Source organism: Pseudoalteromonas sp. T1lg122 (assembly GCF_002964825.1).
GTDB lineage: Bacteria > Pseudomonadota > Gammaproteobacteria > Enterobacterales > Alteromonadaceae > Pseudoalteromonas > Pseudoalteromonas gelatinilytica.
In genome coordinates, this window is the sequence record NZ_PQCG01000001.1 from 126,154 (window position 1) to 143,806 (window position 17,653).

At 40.5% G+C, this 17,653-nt stretch carries 14 protein-coding genes; 4 read left to right on the plus strand and 10 right to left on the minus strand.

All coding sequences use genetic code 11. The annotated features are described in order from the left end of the window. Positions 1–3: 3 nt before the first annotated feature. The 4 genes from C2M33_RS00590 to C2M33_RS00605 form a co-directional block, all read right to left on the minus strand. Entirely contained in the window at positions 4–1,167 is a 1,164-nt protein-coding gene (locus C2M33_RS00590; RefSeq protein ID WP_105173390.1) for an efflux RND transporter periplasmic adaptor subunit, read from the minus strand. Between the two features lie 213 nt (positions 1,168–1,380). Further along, positions 1,381–2,469, minus strand: coding sequence for a 6-phosphofructokinase (locus tag C2M33_RS00595; RefSeq protein ID WP_105173391.1), 1,089 nt, complete (start codon positions 2,467–2,469; stop codon positions 1,381–1,383). Positions 2,470–2,509: 40 nt separating this feature from the next. After that, a complete protein-coding gene (locus C2M33_RS00600) occupies positions 2,510–2,953 on the minus strand; it encodes a hypothetical protein (RefSeq protein WP_105173392.1) in 444 nt (147 codons plus the stop codon). Positions 2,954–3,039: 86 nt separating this feature from the next. After that, complete coding sequence (locus tag C2M33_RS00605; protein WP_105173784.1) at positions 3,040–4,734, minus strand: cyanophycinase; 1,695 nt, start codon at positions 4,732–4,734, stop codon at positions 3,040–3,042. Between the two features lie 342 nt (positions 4,735–5,076). Between C2M33_RS00605 and C2M33_RS00610 the strand changes: the two genes are divergently transcribed. The 3 genes from C2M33_RS00610 (at position 5,077) to iadA (ending at position 10,734) form a co-directional block, all read left to right on the plus strand. Further along, entirely contained in the window at positions 5,077–8,004 is a 2,928-nt protein-coding gene (locus C2M33_RS00610; RefSeq protein WP_105173393.1) for a TonB-dependent receptor domain-containing protein, read from the plus strand. A gap of 142 nt (positions 8,005–8,146) precedes the next feature. Next, positions 8,147–9,556 (plus strand): putative basic amino acid antiporter YfcC, encoded by a 1,410-nt coding sequence (gene yfcC, locus C2M33_RS00615; RefSeq protein ID WP_105173394.1) that lies wholly within the window; start codon positions 8,147–8,149, stop codon positions 9,554–9,556. A gap of 11 nt (positions 9,557–9,567) precedes the next feature. After that, positions 9,568–10,734, plus strand: a complete 1,167-nt coding sequence (gene iadA, locus C2M33_RS00620; RefSeq protein WP_105173395.1) for a beta-aspartyl-peptidase — start codon at positions 9,568–9,570, stop codon at positions 10,732–10,734. 29 nt (positions 10,735–10,763) lie between these two features. Here the strand turns inward: iadA and C2M33_RS00625 are convergent, their stop codons facing one another. The 4 genes from C2M33_RS00625 to C2M33_RS00640 form a co-directional block, all read right to left on the minus strand. Then, positions 10,764–12,050 carry a hemolysin family protein gene (locus C2M33_RS00625; RefSeq protein WP_063703632.1) on the minus strand — a complete coding sequence of 429 codons (1,287 nt, stop codon included), beginning with the start codon at positions 12,048–12,050 and terminating at the stop codon, positions 10,764–10,766. Between the two features lie 139 nt (positions 12,051–12,189). Then, a complete protein-coding gene (locus C2M33_RS00630; protein WP_063703630.1) occupies positions 12,190–12,882 on the minus strand; it encodes a substrate-binding periplasmic protein in 693 nt (230 codons plus the stop codon). A gap of 124 nt (positions 12,883–13,006) precedes the next feature. Continuing rightward, positions 13,007–14,116: an arginase family protein gene (locus C2M33_RS00635; RefSeq protein ID WP_063703628.1), complete on the minus strand. Its 1,110-nt coding sequence runs from the start codon at positions 14,114–14,116 to the stop codon at positions 13,007–13,009. Between the two features lie 289 nt (positions 14,117–14,405). Further along, a complete protein-coding gene (locus C2M33_RS00640; RefSeq protein ID WP_063703626.1) occupies positions 14,406–15,185 on the minus strand; it encodes a DUF2189 domain-containing protein in 780 nt (259 codons plus the stop codon). A 145-nt stretch (positions 15,186–15,330) separates the two neighbouring features. On the opposite strand from C2M33_RS00640, the gene udp reads away from it, so the two are divergent. Continuing rightward, positions 15,331–16,086: a uridine phosphorylase gene (gene udp, locus C2M33_RS00645; protein ID WP_105173396.1), complete on the plus strand. Its 756-nt coding sequence runs from the start codon at positions 15,331–15,333 to the stop codon at positions 16,084–16,086. Here the strand turns inward: udp and cdd are convergent. Both cdd and C2M33_RS00655 read right to left on the minus strand, forming a co-directional pair. After that, the gene (gene cdd, locus C2M33_RS00650) at positions 16,083–17,015 is read right to left on the minus strand and encodes a cytidine deaminase (protein WP_063703622.1); all 933 of its coding nucleotides are present in this window, start codon (positions 17,013–17,015) and stop codon (positions 16,083–16,085) included. The genes udp and cdd overlap by 4 nt on opposite strands. A gap of 165 nt (positions 17,016–17,180) precedes the next feature. Further along, positions 17,181–17,549, minus strand: a complete 369-nt coding sequence (locus C2M33_RS00655; RefSeq protein ID WP_063703620.1) for a hypothetical protein — start codon at positions 17,547–17,549, stop codon at positions 17,181–17,183. Between the last annotated feature and the right edge of the window lie 104 nt (positions 17,550–17,653).

Here is a 17,653-nt window from a genome sequence, read left to right on the forward strand (position 1 = left end):
CCGTTACTGGCTGTTAGCTGCTGATTCTGCAGGCATTGCATTGACTGGTGCACCTGGGCGGATTTTCTGTAAACCTTCAACAATTAACTTATCGCCATTGTTTAGGCCGTCTGTCACTAACCAGTTTGAACCAACAGTACGATCAGTTTTAAGCACACGTGCTTCTACGGTATTGTCTTTGCTTACTACCATGGCAGTAGGCTCACCTTTTGTGTTTCTGCTTACGCCACGTTGCGGTGCTAAAATCGCATCACTTTTCACACCTTCAACAATCACTGCACGAACATACATACCAGGCAGCAGTAATTTTTCAGGGTTAGGAAATTCAGCACGTAAGGTTACTGAGCCTGTGCTTGGATCAACAGTCACTTCAGAGAATTGCAATGTACCTTTATGTTGATAAGTACTGCCGTCTTCCATCTTTAATTCAACTTTTGAATGTAAAGCGGCATCTTTATCAAGATCACCCGCAGCAATGGCTTTTTTCAAACGTGTTAATTCACTGCTTGACTGGGTTAAATCAACATAGATTGGGTCTAATTGAGTAATGGTTGCTAATGCTGTTGCTTGATTAGCACTCACAAGGGCACCGGCAGTGACATCTGATTTACCAATTTGACCACTAATTGGCGCTAACACTTTGCTGTAGTTTAAATTGATTTCAGCGGTTTTAAGCTGCGCTTGAGCTGTCAGTAAGTCAGCTTTTGCACCTTTGTATGCTGCATCTGCTTCGTCGTAATCTTGTTGGCTTACTGCTTTGATACTCAATAGTTCTTTATAGCGTTCAGCTTTTGCTTTTGCATTAGCAATACTTGCTTGTGCTTTTGTGATAGCCGCTTTGCTAGTCGCTACTTCAGCTTCAAAAGTAGATGGATCGATTTGATATAAGGCTTGGCCCTTTTCTACTTCAGCACCTTCAACGAACATACGTGATTGAATAATACCGTTAACCTGTGGGCGAATTTGCGCGATACGTGAAGCAGCCACACGGCCTGGCAATTCTTTAGTTAACGTAAGAGGTTTGCTTTGCATCTCAATAACGCCAACAGGTACAGCTTGTGCTGCCTGCGTTTGCCCTTGAGCCGATTCAGATTGGCCGCAGCCTGATAATAAAACAGCACCAGCCAAAGCTGACAGTGCAAAAAATGGAATGCGAGAGCGCTGCATGTGTAGTTCCTTAGTTTAGAGTGAACGATCATTCTAAACTAAAAAAGGCACAGATCAACCATCTTTAAAGAACTTTACATTAAATAAAAAGCTTGCTTTAACGCATGAATTTTGTGCAATACATAAATTGCTAATTGAATTATTGCGAAGATTACTGAGAAAGTTGTTTTAAAACTATTAGTTATGCGAATTGAAAGTATATCAATTCGCAGATTATTCGCCTAAACACATGCCCATAGCGCGGGCACTTGTTATTAAAGAATGATCTAAAGGAATGACGCGATATTCTGAAGTAGCTTCTTTTAAACTGATTGGTTTAATTTCACCGTCTTTACTGACAGGGATAAAACCAAACTGACCTTTCTTTACTAGCTCGAATGCCTGAACACCAAACTCTGCTGCAAGTACCCTATCGAACGCATTCGGTGTACCACCCCGCTGAATATGCCCTAACACAGTGACTCTTACATCAAGATCAAGCGCAACACGTATCTGCGAAGCAAGTTGCTCAGCAATGCCACCTAGTACAGGGTTTTCGTAGCCACGTTCATTTGATTGTTTACTAACAACACCACCAGCAATAGGTTTAGCTCCTTCTGAAATGACGATATTGGCAAATCCATGACCTTTATCAAAACGTGACGTTAATTTGGTTTTAATCGCTTCAATATCGTAAGGAATTTCTGGAATAAGTGCGACCTCAGCACCGGCAGCAATAGCAGAGTGCAAACAAATCCAACCGGCATCGCGCCCCATTACTTCTGTCACAATCACCCGATTATGACTTTGCGCTGTTGGTATTAACCGATCAATGGCTTCGGTAGCTGTATCGACGGCAGTCTGAAAACCAATTGTGTAATCAGTGCCATATAAATCATTATCAATGGTTTTTGGTACGCCTACGATATTTAAGCCATGCTCAAATAAATGCTGAGACACTCTGTGCGAACCATCACCACCTATATTTATTACCGCATCAAAACCAAGTTGCTTTATCGTACTGATCAGCTCATCAGAGCGGTCAATAAACACTTGTTCGCCAGCTATTTCAGCAGGAAATGCGGTAGGATTCCCTTTATTAACAGTTTCCAGAATTGTTCCACCACGAACATGAATACCAGCCACCACTTCACTGGTTAAGTGTATAATATCGTTTGGCTTTTCAAGCACACCACAGTAAGCTCTTCGGCTACCATACACCTGCCAATTACCATCATGCTCGGCTGCTTTAACCACCGCTCTGATCACCCCATTAAGCCCAGGGCAATCACCCCCACTTGTTAATAGCAGTAATTTTTTCATTGTGTTACCAACTTCGTTCACTGATTAATTAGAGATTAGCTTATATGTTGAACTTTCGCGTATGACTTACATCAACTAAAACTGGTTTTTTATGCGTAGAAAAAAGCGCAACAAATAGCACTAGTAATACATACTTAGGCAGACTAGTCAGTAAAGTGGTGTTATTAATATTTGCAGAAAAGGTGTTAACAGCAAAATATAAATGCAGCGCTAAAAATGGTGTCAGCAATATAAAATATGAATACGCTTTGTCTTTGAGATACAGCGACTTACTTATTAATAAAAACACCAAAAGTAACGCTAATAAAGGAAGACCTAAAGTAACGATATCAACCATTGATAAAGCAAAGTTAGGTGACAATCCATAAAGCGGGGAAAGTACTACTGTAGGTATCGCTATAGCTGCACCATAACCTATGACTGGTATAGATAAATAGGCAAATAAACAGCCAAAAATAAATAAAAGTAGTACGTTATATTTCATAACTCCATTCCATGGTTTGTTCATTATTAGTTTTACGCTAACTAATAATGAACAAATAATCCACTACTTTTTCAGTACCTTAACTGCTAAAAGGTCTTAACTTTAAAAGCTAGGTTTTCTACTGCACAGCCTGTACTACTCGTATTTACACGGTAATAATGAGTATTGTCAGTGGCATTTAAATCCAATAAAAACTCATCATGCTGGGCTACTGCCTGTTGCTCTTGGGTTAAACACATAGCTTGTACAAGCGAACGTAATTTAGCATCTGAAAAAATAGTGCCAAAACGCTGCATCGGCAGTGGCGGAATTTTAATATTAGGGAGTGCATTATCAACAGTTCGTTTAGCGAGATTAAAGCCATCCTTTGTTACATCAATAACTGCACCTGCAGGCCAATAACTAATTGCTCCGCTATTTTTAGTGTCTGATTGAACATGCACGACACCGCTTTTACCAATCACCGTCATTAATGAGGTTTTACCTGCTCGAATTGATACAAGGGCTGTGGTTTCATCAATGCCAAAACCATTCTTTTGCTTTGTATCTGCCAGTAATCTAGCCAAACGCATTGTTCTGTTACGCTCGCTAAAGTGTGTATCAAGAACACCGTACGTAAAACTGCCTAGTCCACCTTGTTTTTCATAAGTGAGTGAATCTGCTGAAAGCTTATCACCACATTCATTATCACAGCGTTCACTTGGCGGTGATACCGCAAACGCACCTTCTCTCATTGCAGCTAAACTTGTGCCGTTTGTGATCATTGGTACTGAACCATAGGCATTTTTACCACCACTTTGCACCGCAGTGCCTGCGCTAGTGCCTACAAGTAATGGCCTTTGTAAAATTGCATGAGTCCAAGGGTATTGCTTACCCTCTTCATCAAAAAGAACTTTTCTGGTTAAACTTTGATCGCCCCCGTTAAACATAATCCCCGTGGCATTTTCAATTAGCTCAACTAAATGATCTACCCCTTTATCACAAAGCGCTTTTTCGGCCTTAGTTCGATCAGGGTAAATTGTCTCACGATTAAAAACGCCCATGGAGTCACTACGTAAAGAATCCAAACTCTCACATTGCTTACTGGTTATCGCTTTTGCTAAGGCAGGAGTAAGAGGTAACCAGCTTGATTCAACACCATTAAAGTTTAATAACCCTTCATAAAAGTCAGCTGATTCATATGGGTCTCTGCTTGAAGCCGTAACCGCTAAAATTGTTGGTGATTCGGTGGTTGTTTTTAATGAAGCAACAACAAAGTCTAAAATATCATTGGCTGCACGTTCGTTATTATCACTAGTACTAACCTGCTCTTTTTGGCGGGTAGAATCTATATTTAATACAGCGACTTCAAGTGAGTCTACGACAAAGTTGTATTCTGAATCAGTGAGTTCGTTTAGTAACTTGTTATCTAAATCACGCCATGCCCATAAAATATCACTTTTAGTGATCAAACCTGACTTTTCACGTGCAATCTGTGCTAATACCTTAAGCGTTTGCTGACGATTTTTTTTATTCTTGGTTGGCCAATTTGTCTTTATTGTAGATAAAGCATCATTATTCAATCGATATTGATTATTCTGTTTACCACTAATCTGTTTACTCGAAAGACAGTTTCTAGGGATCATACTTGAGCAGGTGGTCAAAGCACCGCCGACTAAGACCAGCGTTTGCTGTTGTTCATTTGCATAGACTTTGCTGCCAAATGATGCGAAAAACAAACCAAATACCAAAGAAAAAGCTGAAGTTTGATATTTAGTCTTTTGCTCCTTAAGGATGTTCATATTGTTACACTCTTGTAAAAAAATATTAGAAAATTGCTTGCGCAGCTTTTTGTTGCTTGCTATAAAAAAAAGGAACATTTAAAAACGCGAGTAAGCTAGCACTGTATCGCTAGCTTTGTCAAAAGACCTTACGGATTGGAATTATGTTGAAAACGCATTATCGCTTTGCACATATTTCTACTCTCCACACTACCTTTCGGAGTGGTTTGACGAGTAGCCACACCTCACTTCCTGTGAGGGGCTAGTTGTGTCTATAACCCACTGCCCTGTCTAAAAAATTATAACAATTATTCAAAACGTCACGGTTTTGCCGTGTGTTTTTTAAGACAAAGGTAAATCAATATGTTTCGTCAGTTATCAATTGCTGTAGCAATCAGTGCTGTGCTGAGCCCAGTACAAGCTGTGTATGCTCAAAACGACCAACAATCAGAAAAAATTGAACGAGTAGAAGTAACAGGATCACGAATTAAAGGGGTTGATTTAGAAGGAACCATCCCGCTTACAGTGCTTGACCAAGATGCAATCAAGCGCTCAGGAGCGAACACTATTCATGAATTATTAAAAGATTTATCCGTTTTTAAAGGCGGATCCGGTACCTTTTCAACATCTGAAAGTGGTGGTACATCAACCTCAACGCCAGCGGGTCAATCCGCTGCGAGCCTTAGAGGTATGGGTCCTTCTGCAACATTAACGCTGATTAATGGCCGCCGAGTTGCACCAAGCTCGTTCGCAGCAGGCACTGAAAACTTTGTCGATGTGAACTCAATTCCACTTGCTGCAATCGAGCGCATTGATATTTTAGCCACTGGCGCATCAGCAATTTATGGTGCTGATGCTGTCGCTGGTGTTATTAACTATATTCTCAAAGATGACTATCAAGGAGCTGAAGTAAACACTTCTTACACCAATAGTTTTGACAGTCATGACGAAGGTAAGAAGCAACTTAACTTAGTCTACGGAACCAATATCGGTGAAAGTAACTTAACGGTATTTGCTGATATTTACGACCGCAATGCCTTTAAAGCGACCGACAGAAGTTATACCGCAACACCTAATCTAGTGAATGGTTACTCATATTTACCGAAACTTGAGAACTCACCAAACATTTATTATTACAGCAGCCGAGATGGCAATGAATTACCAGCGCCAAACTGTAAAACAGAGCTAGTCACGACTGAGTATGGTGAGCAAATTTGTGCTTATTATGCTAACCAAGATGATTACCTAGAAACCCCATTTGAAAGCCTTTCAACTGGCTTTATGTTTAACAGCACCTTAGGTGATTTAGATTGGCATACCGATTTCTTCTATAGCCAAACTAAATCAAAAGCCTATTCATCACCTGCACCAATCAATCAAATAAACGATGATGATGGTCCGTTTATCATAGAAGATGCGCTATTCATTTATGATAACGCTGATGGCAGTAACGACCTTATGGACCAGCTTTATATTGATCCATTTACCACTCAAGCAGGTCGAGATGTTTATGGCTTTGCATTTGATGCACGTTTTAATTCACCGCGTACTGTTAAAGTTGAAACTAAAAACTTTCGCTTAGTCAGTAGCCTAGCTGGTTACATTGGTGATTGGAGTTGGGAGTCAGGTGTAACATTTTCTCGTTCTAAGTCAGAGCAAGAAGCGATTGATGGTATTTACAACCGCTACCAATTTCATGCTGCAATCACTGGTGAATTATGCTCTGACGGTTCAACGGCTACATACGATGGAACACAGCTCAATTGTGCGCAAGGTCAGTTAATGCCATTCTACAACCCTTTTTTACAGGGTGATGCTAATAATGATACGGTGCTTGAGCTTGCAAAAGCAAACCCTAGTAGAAGTGGTGAAAGTACAGTTTACGGATGGGATTTAAACTTTAATGGCGACTTATTTACATTTAATGAGTTACCCATTTATGCTGCATTTGGTATTGAGGCTCGCCGAGAAGAGTTAAAAGATATTCCGTCTTTAGACTCTCAAGCGCGTGCTGAAAATGGTTATTTAGTTGATGTTTTTGGTTTTGGCTCGAGCTTATCAGAAGCAGACCGTACGCAATACGCTGCATTTGTAGAGTTGAATATGCCAGTTACTGAGCAGCTAGAACTGCAAGTTGCTGGTCGTTACGATCATTACGATGACTTTGGTGGAACGTTTAACCCTAAAGTGGGTTTAAGCTACCGCCCTTCAGATTCTCTAATTATTAGGAGCTCTTGGTCAACGTCGTTTAGAGCACCTTCATTAACTCAAGCTGGCGTAAAATTACGTACCACACAATCAAGCTTTGATTGCGGCGCAAATCAGGCAGTTGCAGACTTATACTGTATGGGTGATGGTACAGAAGTCAGTGTTAACAGCCTAGAACTTGGGAACCAAGCACTCAAAGCCGAGGAATCTGAAGCGCTCAGCATTGGCTTTGTGTGGAGCCCATCTGTAAATACCAACCTCACTGTCGATTATTGGCATTTTGATCATGAGCAAGTCATCGATACCAATATGACTGCCGTACTAGATAGAGCAATTACGGATGCTTCTCTTCGTCACTGTGGCTTAGTACCACAAGGACAACAAGGTATTTCGTACGAGCAGCAGCTGTGTGAAGTAACCGATAATGCTGGCCTTAATATCGAAAGTGATGGCGCAAATCTTTCAGAGATCCTAACAAACTATATTAGTGAGTTTAACCCGCGCGAAGATGAGCTATTCCTGCCACTATTTAGAGACCATGTTATTCCACTGGAAAATACCGGCACACAAACCTTAGCGGGTATCGACTTTAAATTCGATCATCGTTTTCTTTTTGCAACAGGCAACTTAACACTCGCTTTCGATGGTACACACTATTTAGAGTTTGAGCGAAACAAACCCGGTTCAGATGCAATCGAAAAGCTAATCGGCACTTATCGCTACCCTGAAAATGTAGGCAGATTCTCTATCGATTGGGATGCCGAGAGTTATTATTTAAACCTAGGCGCCAATTATACCAGTAGCTATGAGGATGATATTGAAGGGCTGCGTGGCCGTGAAATAGATGAGTTAGAAGAACTTGGCGAGCTTAATGATGAATTAAAACGCGATGTTGATGACTGGCTAGTATGGGATTTATCTGCCGGATATTTTATAAATGATGCATTATCAATCCGTGCTCGTATCGATAATATCTTCGATAAAGAACCCCCTAAACTGTATGGTTCAAGTCGAGGTTTTGATTCTATAAACCATAATGCTTATGGCAGTCGCTATACGTTAAGTTTGAGCTATCGCTTTTAGCAAGGTATGGGCGGCTTAATAGTCGCCCACACTTTTGAGCTTACGTTATCTTAAACTGACGACTCTCAGTATTAATCTTTCTTAGCAAGGGCTACAATACCTTGCTTATCTTATAAACGTCGAATGACATTTAAGTGACTTTATGAAAAACAAACAGTTTGCGATGCCAGATGCGAGCATCATTTTGTTGTGCGTCGCAGTTATCGCCTATTTTGCCAGCCTATTTATAACCCCCGGTGTGTTTAATGCCGAAAAAGATAGCCATAGCGTTGAATTATCACAATATCAAACAGCCTCAGATCATACCCCGCCAGCATTTTTTGCAGAAGGTGGTGAAATTGGCCTAGCTAATGTGTTATTTGAAGGGTTAGTCTCAGGTGATAAGTACGGCGCAGCGATTGGTGTAATGGCGTTTATTTTAATCACTGGCGGTGCGTTTGGGATTATCTTAAAAACCGGTGCGATAAATAACGGCATAATGGCACTCATTAATAAAACACAACATATAGAGTGGGTATTCATTCCTCTCTTGTTCGTGCTTTTCTCTTTAGGTGGTGCAGTTTTCGGCATGGGTGAAGAAGCCATCGCCTTTTGTATTGTGTTATTCCCGATTATGAAACAGCTTGGCTATGATGCAAAAGTTACCGTGTTAACAACCTATGTTGCCACACAAATCGGTTTTGCAACGTCGTGGATGAACCCCTTTAGCATCGCTATTGCCCAATCCATTGCAGAGATACCTGTCTTTTCTGGCGCTGGCTTCAGAATGGTTGCTTGGCTTGTTTTTACTTCATTTGGCCTTGTATTTACTATTCGCTATGCCAACTCTATCAGAGCAACTAAACATCAATCTAACCAACACAAAGACAGTGCAATAAATTTAGATAACGCAGATAAACTAATCTTACTTACTTTTATTGCTGGCATTATTTGGGTTATTTGGGGCGTGATGGCTCGGCAGTATTATATTCCTGAATTAGCAGCGCAATTCTTTTGCCTTGGTATTGCTTGCGCTGTAATCGCTAGCCTATTCAAAAAACAAACTGCCAATGAAAGCGCAAACGCATTTAAAGAAGGTGCCCAAGAGCTCTTACCTGCAGCGCTTTTGGTTGCTTTGGCAAAAGGCGTTATTTTAATACTTGGCGGTAGCGATTTAACGTCGCCTTCGACCCTTAATACCTTGCTATACTATAGCGCAAGCAGTATTTCGGTTGTGCCCGATTATATCGCTGCATGGGGCATGCTATTATTTCAAAGTATTTTTAATTTCTTTGTTTCGTCAGGTTCTGGTCAAGCAGCCATAACAATGCCGCTAATGTCGCCGCTCGGTGATTTGTTAAATATCTCACGTCAAATTGTGGTGTTGGCATTTCAGTTGGGTGATGGTTTAACGAATATTTTTATTCCTACTTCTGCTAGTCTCATTGGCTGTTTAGGTATTGTTAAATTAGATTGGAGTGAATGGGCACGTTTTATTTGGCGCTTCACTTTGGCTTTGTTTGGCCTTGCCAGTGGTTTTATTTTTCTCGCACACTTTATTAACTATCAGTAAAAGATTTAATTATGTTAACACTTATAAAAGGCGCAGACGTTTTCGCCCCCTCACCTTTAGGCATTCAAGATGTTCTTATTGCTGGCACAAAAATAGTTGATATACAGCCTGAAATAACTATCGATACCTATCAGGGGATTACCACGGTCGATGGCACTCATTGTATTTTGGCCCCGGGGTTTGTGGATTCACTCGTTCATATAACTGGCGGAGGCGGCGAAGCTGGCTTTGCAAGTAGAACACCAGAAATGAACCTTACTGATGCAACACTGCATGGTACAACTACTGTTATTGCAGCTCTTGGCACTGACTCAAGTAGCCGAACTCATAGTAATCTTATTGCTAAAGCAAAGGCATTGAAAGAGCATGGACTCAATGTTTATTGCCATACAGGTTCCTATCATTTACCTGCTAAAACACTCACAGATTCAATCACCAGCGACTTAATGTATATAGATGAGTTTATTGGTGTGGGAGAAGTGGCCATATCTGATCATCGCAGTAGTCAACCCACAGTACAACAGCTGGCAGAGCTGGCTGCAGAGGCAAAAGTGGCTGGCATGTTAAGTGGTAAAAAAGGCACTGTCAGCATCCATGTTGGCCCTGTTGAAACGCATTTATCGTTACTACACGAAGTTGATAAGCTTACCGATATTTCGCTGGCACAATTTTATCCAACACACATGAATCGTAATATTGATTTGCTAAATGCAGGCATACAATTTTGCAAAGCCGGTGGCACTATCGATTTTACAACAAGTACAACTGAGTATGATCTTGCCCATGGTGAATACTCTGCCGCACATGCACTAGCCTATTGCCTTGAGAATAAAGTCGACCCAACAAAACTAACCATGAGCTCTGATGGCCATGCAAGCCTTCCTATTTTTGACAAAAGCTTTAATCTGCTTGGCCTTGAAGTCGGAAAAGAGTCTACATTGCATGGCTCATTTGTAGAAGCGGTGCAAAAATTTAACGTTTCGATTGAACACGCTTTAATGGCGATTACATCAAACCCTGCTCAGGTACTGGGTATTAATAAAGGTGTAATTAAGCAAAATGCAGACGCCGATCTTGTGTTACTTGATAAAACAACGCTTGCGCCAACAGAATGCTGGTCAAAGGGTGTTCATATGGTGAGTAAAGGCAAAGCAATTGTTAAAGGGGCATTTGAATAAGGCCGCAATATGCGGCCTTAAACACTAACCTAAACAGATTCAGAAATACGAGTAACGAGTAGTTGCTCGACTTTCACTCCTTCAACATCGACCACTTCAAACTTATAGCCACCGTAATTAATAAACTCAGCACGTTTTGGCAGGCGTTTCATGGTGTAAATTAAAAACCCGGCGACTGTTTCATAATGAGATTGATCTGGGAACTCTTCAATTTCGAGTACCTTGGCAAGCTCAACAACTGGGGTTAAACCGTCAACTAACCACGATGAATTGTCACGTTTAATGATTAATTCTTCACCCTGATGGGTAATTAAATCACCCATAAATCCTTTCATTAAATCTTTAACAGTAACAATACCCACCATAAGCGCATATTCATTAACCACTACGGCAAACGGCTCTGCCGCTTTTTTAAAGGTGTTTAACGCTTCAGAAAGGCTTAATGTTTCTGGCAAATAAAAGATGTCACGGCTGATCAATTCGTTATCTATTTCAGCGGTTTGCCCTTTTAGCACCTTGCGAAGGATATCTTTTGATTCAACAGAGCCAATCAGTTTATCTAAGCTACCATCACACACTAAAAAGTGGTTATGAGGGTGCTCAATAATCTTAGTCGCCACTTCTTGTGCATCGGCTTTTACGTCAAAAAACACAATTTGATCACGAGGCGTCATCACACTTGATAAGAAACGCGCTTCTAAGTCGAACACATTACCAATTAATTCATATTCTTGTTGCTGTAAGCTGCCGTATTCTGCCCCTGCATCCATCATCGCGACAATATCTTCTGTCGTAACAATGTCTTCTCGCTCTGCGGGTACTTTAAATGCTCTAAGTACCAAATTGGTAATGCCATTAAAAAAGACCACAAAAGGAGTTAACGCAAAGGTCACCCAACGCATAATAGACACCACGTTAACTGCAACAGCTTCTGGCATTATCATCGCTAACCGTTTTGGCAATAAATCAGCAAATAAGATAAATAACGAAGTAATACTAAAAAACGAAATTAGAAAACTGATTTGACTCAGTAACGGGCCTTGATAAATCATCCCTAGGATCTGTTCAATATAAGGCGATAATGCCTGCTCACCGACAATACCACCCAAAATGGCAATTGCGTTGAGGGCAATTTGAATCATGGCAAAAAAAGCCCCAGGCTGTTCTTGCAATGTCAGCACCGCTTGGGCTTTTTTATTGCCCTCGTCCACCATCACTCGTAATTTGATCTTACGTGATGCCGCTATGGCTATTTCACTCATAGCAAACAACGCACTAATCAAAATTAAAATCATAATAATGAGTAAGTCACTCATTGTAGCTCCTAAAAATTAACCGCATTCAGAGTGTTGAATGCAAACAACTTTTTGCTCGTTTAGGCTGGCTAGAGTTTGGCGAGAATGGACAAAAAGCAGCTGATTATAGCCGCTTTATAACATTCAACAAGTGCTATTTTTAATCGTTATCAGCAAAGCCTTTGATTAACTTTTCAAGGATAGCGGGATTAATGTTTTTATTACACGCAAAGTATAACTGTGGTGTCCCAACGGGCAGTTTTAATATAGGTTTTAAATCTTCAAGCGTTTTATCGCCATCACGTTCATGTTTAAACTGTTCATCACTGAGGATGACTAAATCAATGCTTGAGCGTCTGCTTTTAAGTACATCGTAAATGTTGTCAAAGCTATCAAGTAAGATCAGCTGATTACGCTCATCAAAGCCATTGTCTTTTAAATAGATGTGTGAATAGTTATTTTTTAAAACTGCAATTCGGTATTTTTTAGCTTCATCTAAGTTAGCTATTTTTACTTGATCAGATTTAAATGAATAGAATGACGCCGAAAAACCACCAATTTGCGCTACCCAAGAGAATTTATCCTCGCGCGCAGGAAGCCTTGCCATAGAAAAGATACAAGTACTGCTGTCTCTTAATGCTGCGTTGTACGAAATTGACCAAGTGTTTACTGAAATCTCATATTCCACGCCACTTTTAGCTAAACCTGATTTTACTTTATCAACCACAGTGCCGGTTAATACACCGTTTTCATCTAGGTATTGAAAATTAGGGAAGTTTTCGGTCACTACAGTAATTGCTGCAAAACATGGATGCAGAAAAAGCAGCAATGACAGGGCTAAAATTGTGCGCATAGTGAGCGATACCAAATAAATTATAATTATTTTTTATAATAATATAGCTCGAAGTTGTGGATATTGAAATATTATTTAGTGAAAAGGAATGAGCGAAAACGGGCTGTTTCCGCTCTACAGTCAATTACTTATTCATTGCATTAATTAAAAACGCTGAGATTTTAGCACCTTCTCTTAGCGTTGTTTCAGAACTTGTTTGACCAATTAATGAACTGTCCGTAAATGGCGCAATTTCCATCATATCAGCACCTGTAATTGGGAACTCGTCAGCCAATGCAACTAAAATGTCTAAGGCATGCTCTGGTGTTAAACCTCCTGCTTCTGGTGTGCCTGTCGCTGAAGCAAAGCTTTCATCAAGTGCATCAATGTCAAAGCTCACATAAAGCTCATCAACGTTATCAGCTTTAAGCTGTGCAATGACTTCTTCGGCAACCGCTTTAGCACCACGCTCGATAATTTCGTGTGCCCAATGTTGCTTAACACCAAAGGTATCTTCCCAATGTTGCTTTGGTTTGCCACTTGAGCGGATACCAAATTGAATCAAGTTACGTGGTGCTGGTAAGTATTCAAGAATATGTGTACACCACGAACCAAAGCATAAATCGATACCTAAACGCTCTACTAATAAATCGGTATGAGCATCAAAATGAATGATGGCTGTGCGTTTGCCCGCATCACGCTTTGCTTTTAAGTAGGCTTTAGTCAGCGGGTAGCTTATTGAATGGTCACCACCAATGCCGAAAATGCCCTTTTCTGGGTAATTTGCATAAAAGCCATCACATACATCTTCAGTGATAGACAAAGGCGATACATGGTATTCGCTGTTTTCATCAGCATAGAGTGCTTTTTGACAGTTTGTGATGGTCGCATCGTTAAGGTATTTATCATGCAGTAAATGTGGGATCACACGTACATCGCCTAAATCAAAGGCACGCGCTTGTGGCTGCTGATCAATTAAAGTAGAGCGTAAAAATAGTGGGCCCCAGTTAGCACCACGTAAAATACCACCACCACAGTCAGAGCTAATACCTAAAATCACCGCTTTGTGCTCAGAGTCAGCCAGTGTTTTGAGAGACTCTTTCCACAGCACATCAACATTATCTGTTTGACCATATAATTTAGTACGTAATGCATCTTTACGCTCTTTTGCTGTATTTACAGTAAATACGCCATCTCCTGGAGGACAAAGACACTGACTTAGTTTTTCGTGGAATGCTTTTTGTGTGTTACTCATCTCTACTCCGCTGATCATTGTCTGCATATTCATGCGTAAGCAAAAAACTTACGCAATCAGGATTGTATTGTGTTTAGTTCGTTGTGTCTCAATAAACACCTAACAAACAAAACATATAACATACTGATATTAAAGAGTTATAATTTTAATGCAGAAGAATTTAAACTGCTCTAGTTAAATAAGAGCGCTGTATTTTGGCAGGTATAACATGCGCGAAAAGAAAGTCAAATTTTACGGCAACCCACTCGGTTGCCGCATTAGATTTATATTCAGACAGAGTGAATACTCATTATTCGTAGCCTCTTGGCTTCTTAGTTTTGATCACCGCAATATAGGCATGCCAACTGGCATAACTAAGTAACGGCATGATTACGATAAATCCGGCAGTGCCTGTAATAAAGCCGACAAACACCAAACACAAAATCAAGCCAGCCCAAACTATCATGGCACCCGCATTTGTTTTAACGGCATTAATAGACGATATTACCGCAGTCATAATATCAACACGGCGCTCCATCATAATTTGCGGTGTGAAAGCAGAGATAGCAAATACAGCCACCAGTAAGATACCCCCTACAATACTACCGAGTGTTAAAAACGCCGATAGCTGCTCAAAACTGGGATTAACAACATTTGGATATAACGCATGAATAAGCGCTGCTAAGCGCATCCAGACGATCATAATCACCATTAATAACACGGCAAAGCCCCACTCACCTGCAGGATTCCTAAACATTGATTTCAAACTGTGCATTAATGTTGGTTTATGGCCTTTCTCAAGTTCCCAGGCAACATCGTATAGGCCGGCAGCAAAGGCAGGGCCAATGAGCGCAAAACCAACCACCGCAGGCAAAATAACTAAGTGTGTATCAAACTGATAAACAAAATACATTATCGTTGCAGGTATCAGCGTAAAAATTAATCCGTAGACTAAACTAAGTATGGGCGCATTCGCGATATCTTTAAATGCAAGTGCTAACCAATGAAAAGGCGCACTCATTGAAATGTGTGAGCTTTCTAAACAACGTGCAAACTCATGATGTTTACTCATAGAAGATGAAGCAGGCATAATATATCCTCTTTTATCGTGACATCTTTAGGTTTAGGTTATCTGTGCAATTCTTGCAACATTCGTAATCTAATAGGACATCTGTCCTGTACTTTGAACACATATGATTAAAGTATTACGCTTTAGACAAAAATAAGGTTTAATAATGGAAAAGGTATTTCACTTAGGGCTTACTCGTCAGGACTTAAACGGCGCAACCCTTGCGATTGTCCCAGGCGATCCTGACCGCTCAGCACGCATTTCAACTCTTCTCGATAACCCAGAATGCTTAGCGAAGACCCGTGAATTTCATGTATACCGTGGTGAACTTAATGGCCACAGCGTTGTTGTTTGTTCAACTGGTATTGGTGGTCCATCAACCTCTATCGCTGTTGAAGAGCTTGCACAGCTAGGTATTGATACCTTTTTGCGTATTGGCACGACCGGTGCAATTCAGCCACACATTAACGAAGGCGACATTTTAATTAGCCAAGCCTCTGTACGTTTAGATGGTGCAAGCCAGCACTTCGCTCCTCTGAGCTTCCCTGCAGTGTCTGATTTCTTTGCCACTCAAGCGATGGTCAATGCGTGTGATAAATTAGGCATTAACTTCCATATTGGTATTACTGCATCAAGTGACACCTTCTACCCAGGTCAAGAGCGTTACGATACCTATTCAGGTTATGTACCACGAGCTTTCCAAGGTAGCTGCGAAGAATGGCAAAAGTTAGGTGTGATGAACTATGAAATGGAATCAGCGACTCTGTTTACTATGTGCGCGGCACTCGGTTTGCGTGCAGCGTGTGTTGCAGGTGTATTAGTAAATCGTACTAAACAAGAAATCCCTAATGTTGACCACGGCGAGATTGAGAAAAAATCAGTCGCCGTCGTCATCGAAGCTGCAAAACTATTACTTAATTAAACGTTACTTAGTTTCGCAATATAGTGCTCAAATGCTGGTGGGTTTGCAAAGCTTGCCAGCACACTTTTAGCCACCTCATACTGATTTTCTGCGCCTTGCGTTTCGAGTAAGGTAATCGCTTTTACACACTTATCATCAAAAGTTAAGCCCGCAAGGTAAAACTGACTCAATGCACTTTGTAGTGGAGATAGGCTTGGACTATACGCTGCATTTTCGGCATAGCTGCCGTAAAAGTCACCTTCATCAAAAGTCGTTAATTTCACCGCACTAAAATTACCTGTGTATGGCACGTATGCATTGAGTGCCAATGCAACAAGTTTAGGGTCATCAATCGTAAGATCAGTAAATTGTTTATCACTTTGCTTATGTGAGAATAAACACGCTTCATTACCTAAATCTTTTGGGCCAAATGAATAAGGGAGTAACTCGTGCAAATTAAAATCACGCTCTGGTAATAAAATTTCCAATGAATCTGCGGTGCTCAATTCATTCATAAATTGGCGGCAGTAACCACAGGGTGCATCACTGATTGCGATCCTTTGCACTGCTTGCGCACCATTAAGCCACGCATTATTAATCGCTGATTGCTCAGCATGAACGACTAAACTTAATGCTTGATGAGAAAACTCAACATTCGCACCAAAATAGAAATTTGTTTCGCCTTGCTTGTTTAACCCTACTGCAATCGCGCCCACATAAAACTTTGAAATTGGTGCGACAGAAAATAAACTTGCGACGGGTACGCAGGCTTTTAGTAACTCAAGTTGACTCACTTGAAACTGCTGACAAAGAGAAGAAATATCTGTTTGAGATAAGATGCCACGTTGCTTTTTAAGCTGGGCAAATAGCGTGTTTTTTTGTTGTTCATTGAAGCTAAACGTCTCTGATTTTAGAGCGTTTTCGCTTGCATCAATCCTAGTTGCTGTCATAACAAATTATAATTATTAATTGGCTAAACAGTTTAAAAGGTTACGTGGTGAATTACTAGGTTTTGCGCTTAATCGTCTCGATAATTAGCACAGCAAAAGCTGATAAATCACCGTATTTGTAAGCTCAGATATACACAAAATTATGAGCCATGCTAGTTCGACGATTTATTGACGAACTAGCCAGTTTTTTGCCTTGTTAAAACATTCAAAGTTTTCTGCTTGCAGGTTATAGCGCTTTGCTTTTTGCACAAATAAGTCGTGCATAAAACCATCAAAGCTAACTACAATAGCTAAAACCGCTTGTTTTAATGAATTAGCGATCACAGGCATGATGGTAAACAAATCAGCCGGTGCAAAATCATGAGTCAATTCAGACACATCAACAAGAATTTTTTCTGACCCATATAATACAGAATATTGGTGGGCAATTTGATAAAAATTAATCACATCCTGTGCACTTGCAGTCCCTCTTAACGTCATCATAACGAGTGACGTCGATGCATCATATGTAATGCAAGTAGACACGTTTGGCATAAGTTACTCTAAAAAAGCGTGGGTATTGATTTTTGGCTTAACAGTAGCTGAATCAAAAAGCTGGGCTATTTTATTGATATCGCCCCCCTAGTCAATACCTAGCA

Coding starts and splice junctions, on each gene's coding strand:
- C2M33_RS00640 (WP_063703626.1), bottom strand. CDS start 15,185: ATGCCTGCTTCATCTTCTATGAGTAAACATCATGAGTTTGCACGTTGT.
- C2M33_RS00635 (WP_063703628.1), bottom strand. CDS start 14,116: ATGAGTAACACACAAAAAGCATTCCACGAAAAACTAAGTCAGTGTCTT.
- C2M33_RS00655 (WP_063703620.1), bottom strand. CDS start 17,549: ATGCCAAACGTGTCTACTTGCATTACATATGATGCATCGACGTCACTC.
- C2M33_RS00610 (WP_105173393.1), top strand. CDS start 5,077: ATGTTTCGTCAGTTATCAATTGCTGTAGCAATCAGTGCTGTGCTGAGC.
- C2M33_RS00595 (WP_105173391.1), bottom strand. CDS start 2,469: ATGAAAAAATTACTGCTATTAACAAGTGGGGGTGATTGCCCTGGGCTT.
- udp (WP_105173396.1), top strand. CDS start 15,331: ATGGAAAAGGTATTTCACTTAGGGCTTACTCGTCAGGACTTAAACGGC.
- C2M33_RS00600 (WP_105173392.1), bottom strand. CDS start 2,953: ATGAAATATAACGTACTACTTTTATTTATTTTTGGCTGTTTATTTGCC.
- cdd (WP_063703622.1), bottom strand. CDS start 17,015: ATGACAGCAACTAGGATTGATGCAAGCGAAAACGCTCTAAAATCAGAG.
- yfcC (WP_105173394.1), top strand. CDS start 8,147: ATGAAAAACAAACAGTTTGCGATGCCAGATGCGAGCATCATTTTGTTG.
- C2M33_RS00605 (WP_105173784.1), bottom strand. CDS start 4,734: ATGAACATCCTTAAGGAGCAAAAGACTAAATATCAAACTTCAGCTTTT.
- C2M33_RS00590 (WP_105173390.1), bottom strand. CDS start 1,167: ATGCAGCGCTCTCGCATTCCATTTTTTGCACTGTCAGCTTTGGCTGGT.
- C2M33_RS00630 (WP_063703630.1), bottom strand. CDS start 12,882: ATGCGCACAATTTTAGCCCTGTCATTGCTGCTTTTTCTGCATCCATGT.
- C2M33_RS00625 (WP_063703632.1), bottom strand. CDS start 12,050: ATGAGTGACTTACTCATTATTATGATTTTAATTTTGATTAGTGCGTTG.
- iadA (WP_105173395.1), top strand. CDS start 9,568: ATGTTAACACTTATAAAAGGCGCAGACGTTTTCGCCCCCTCACCTTTA.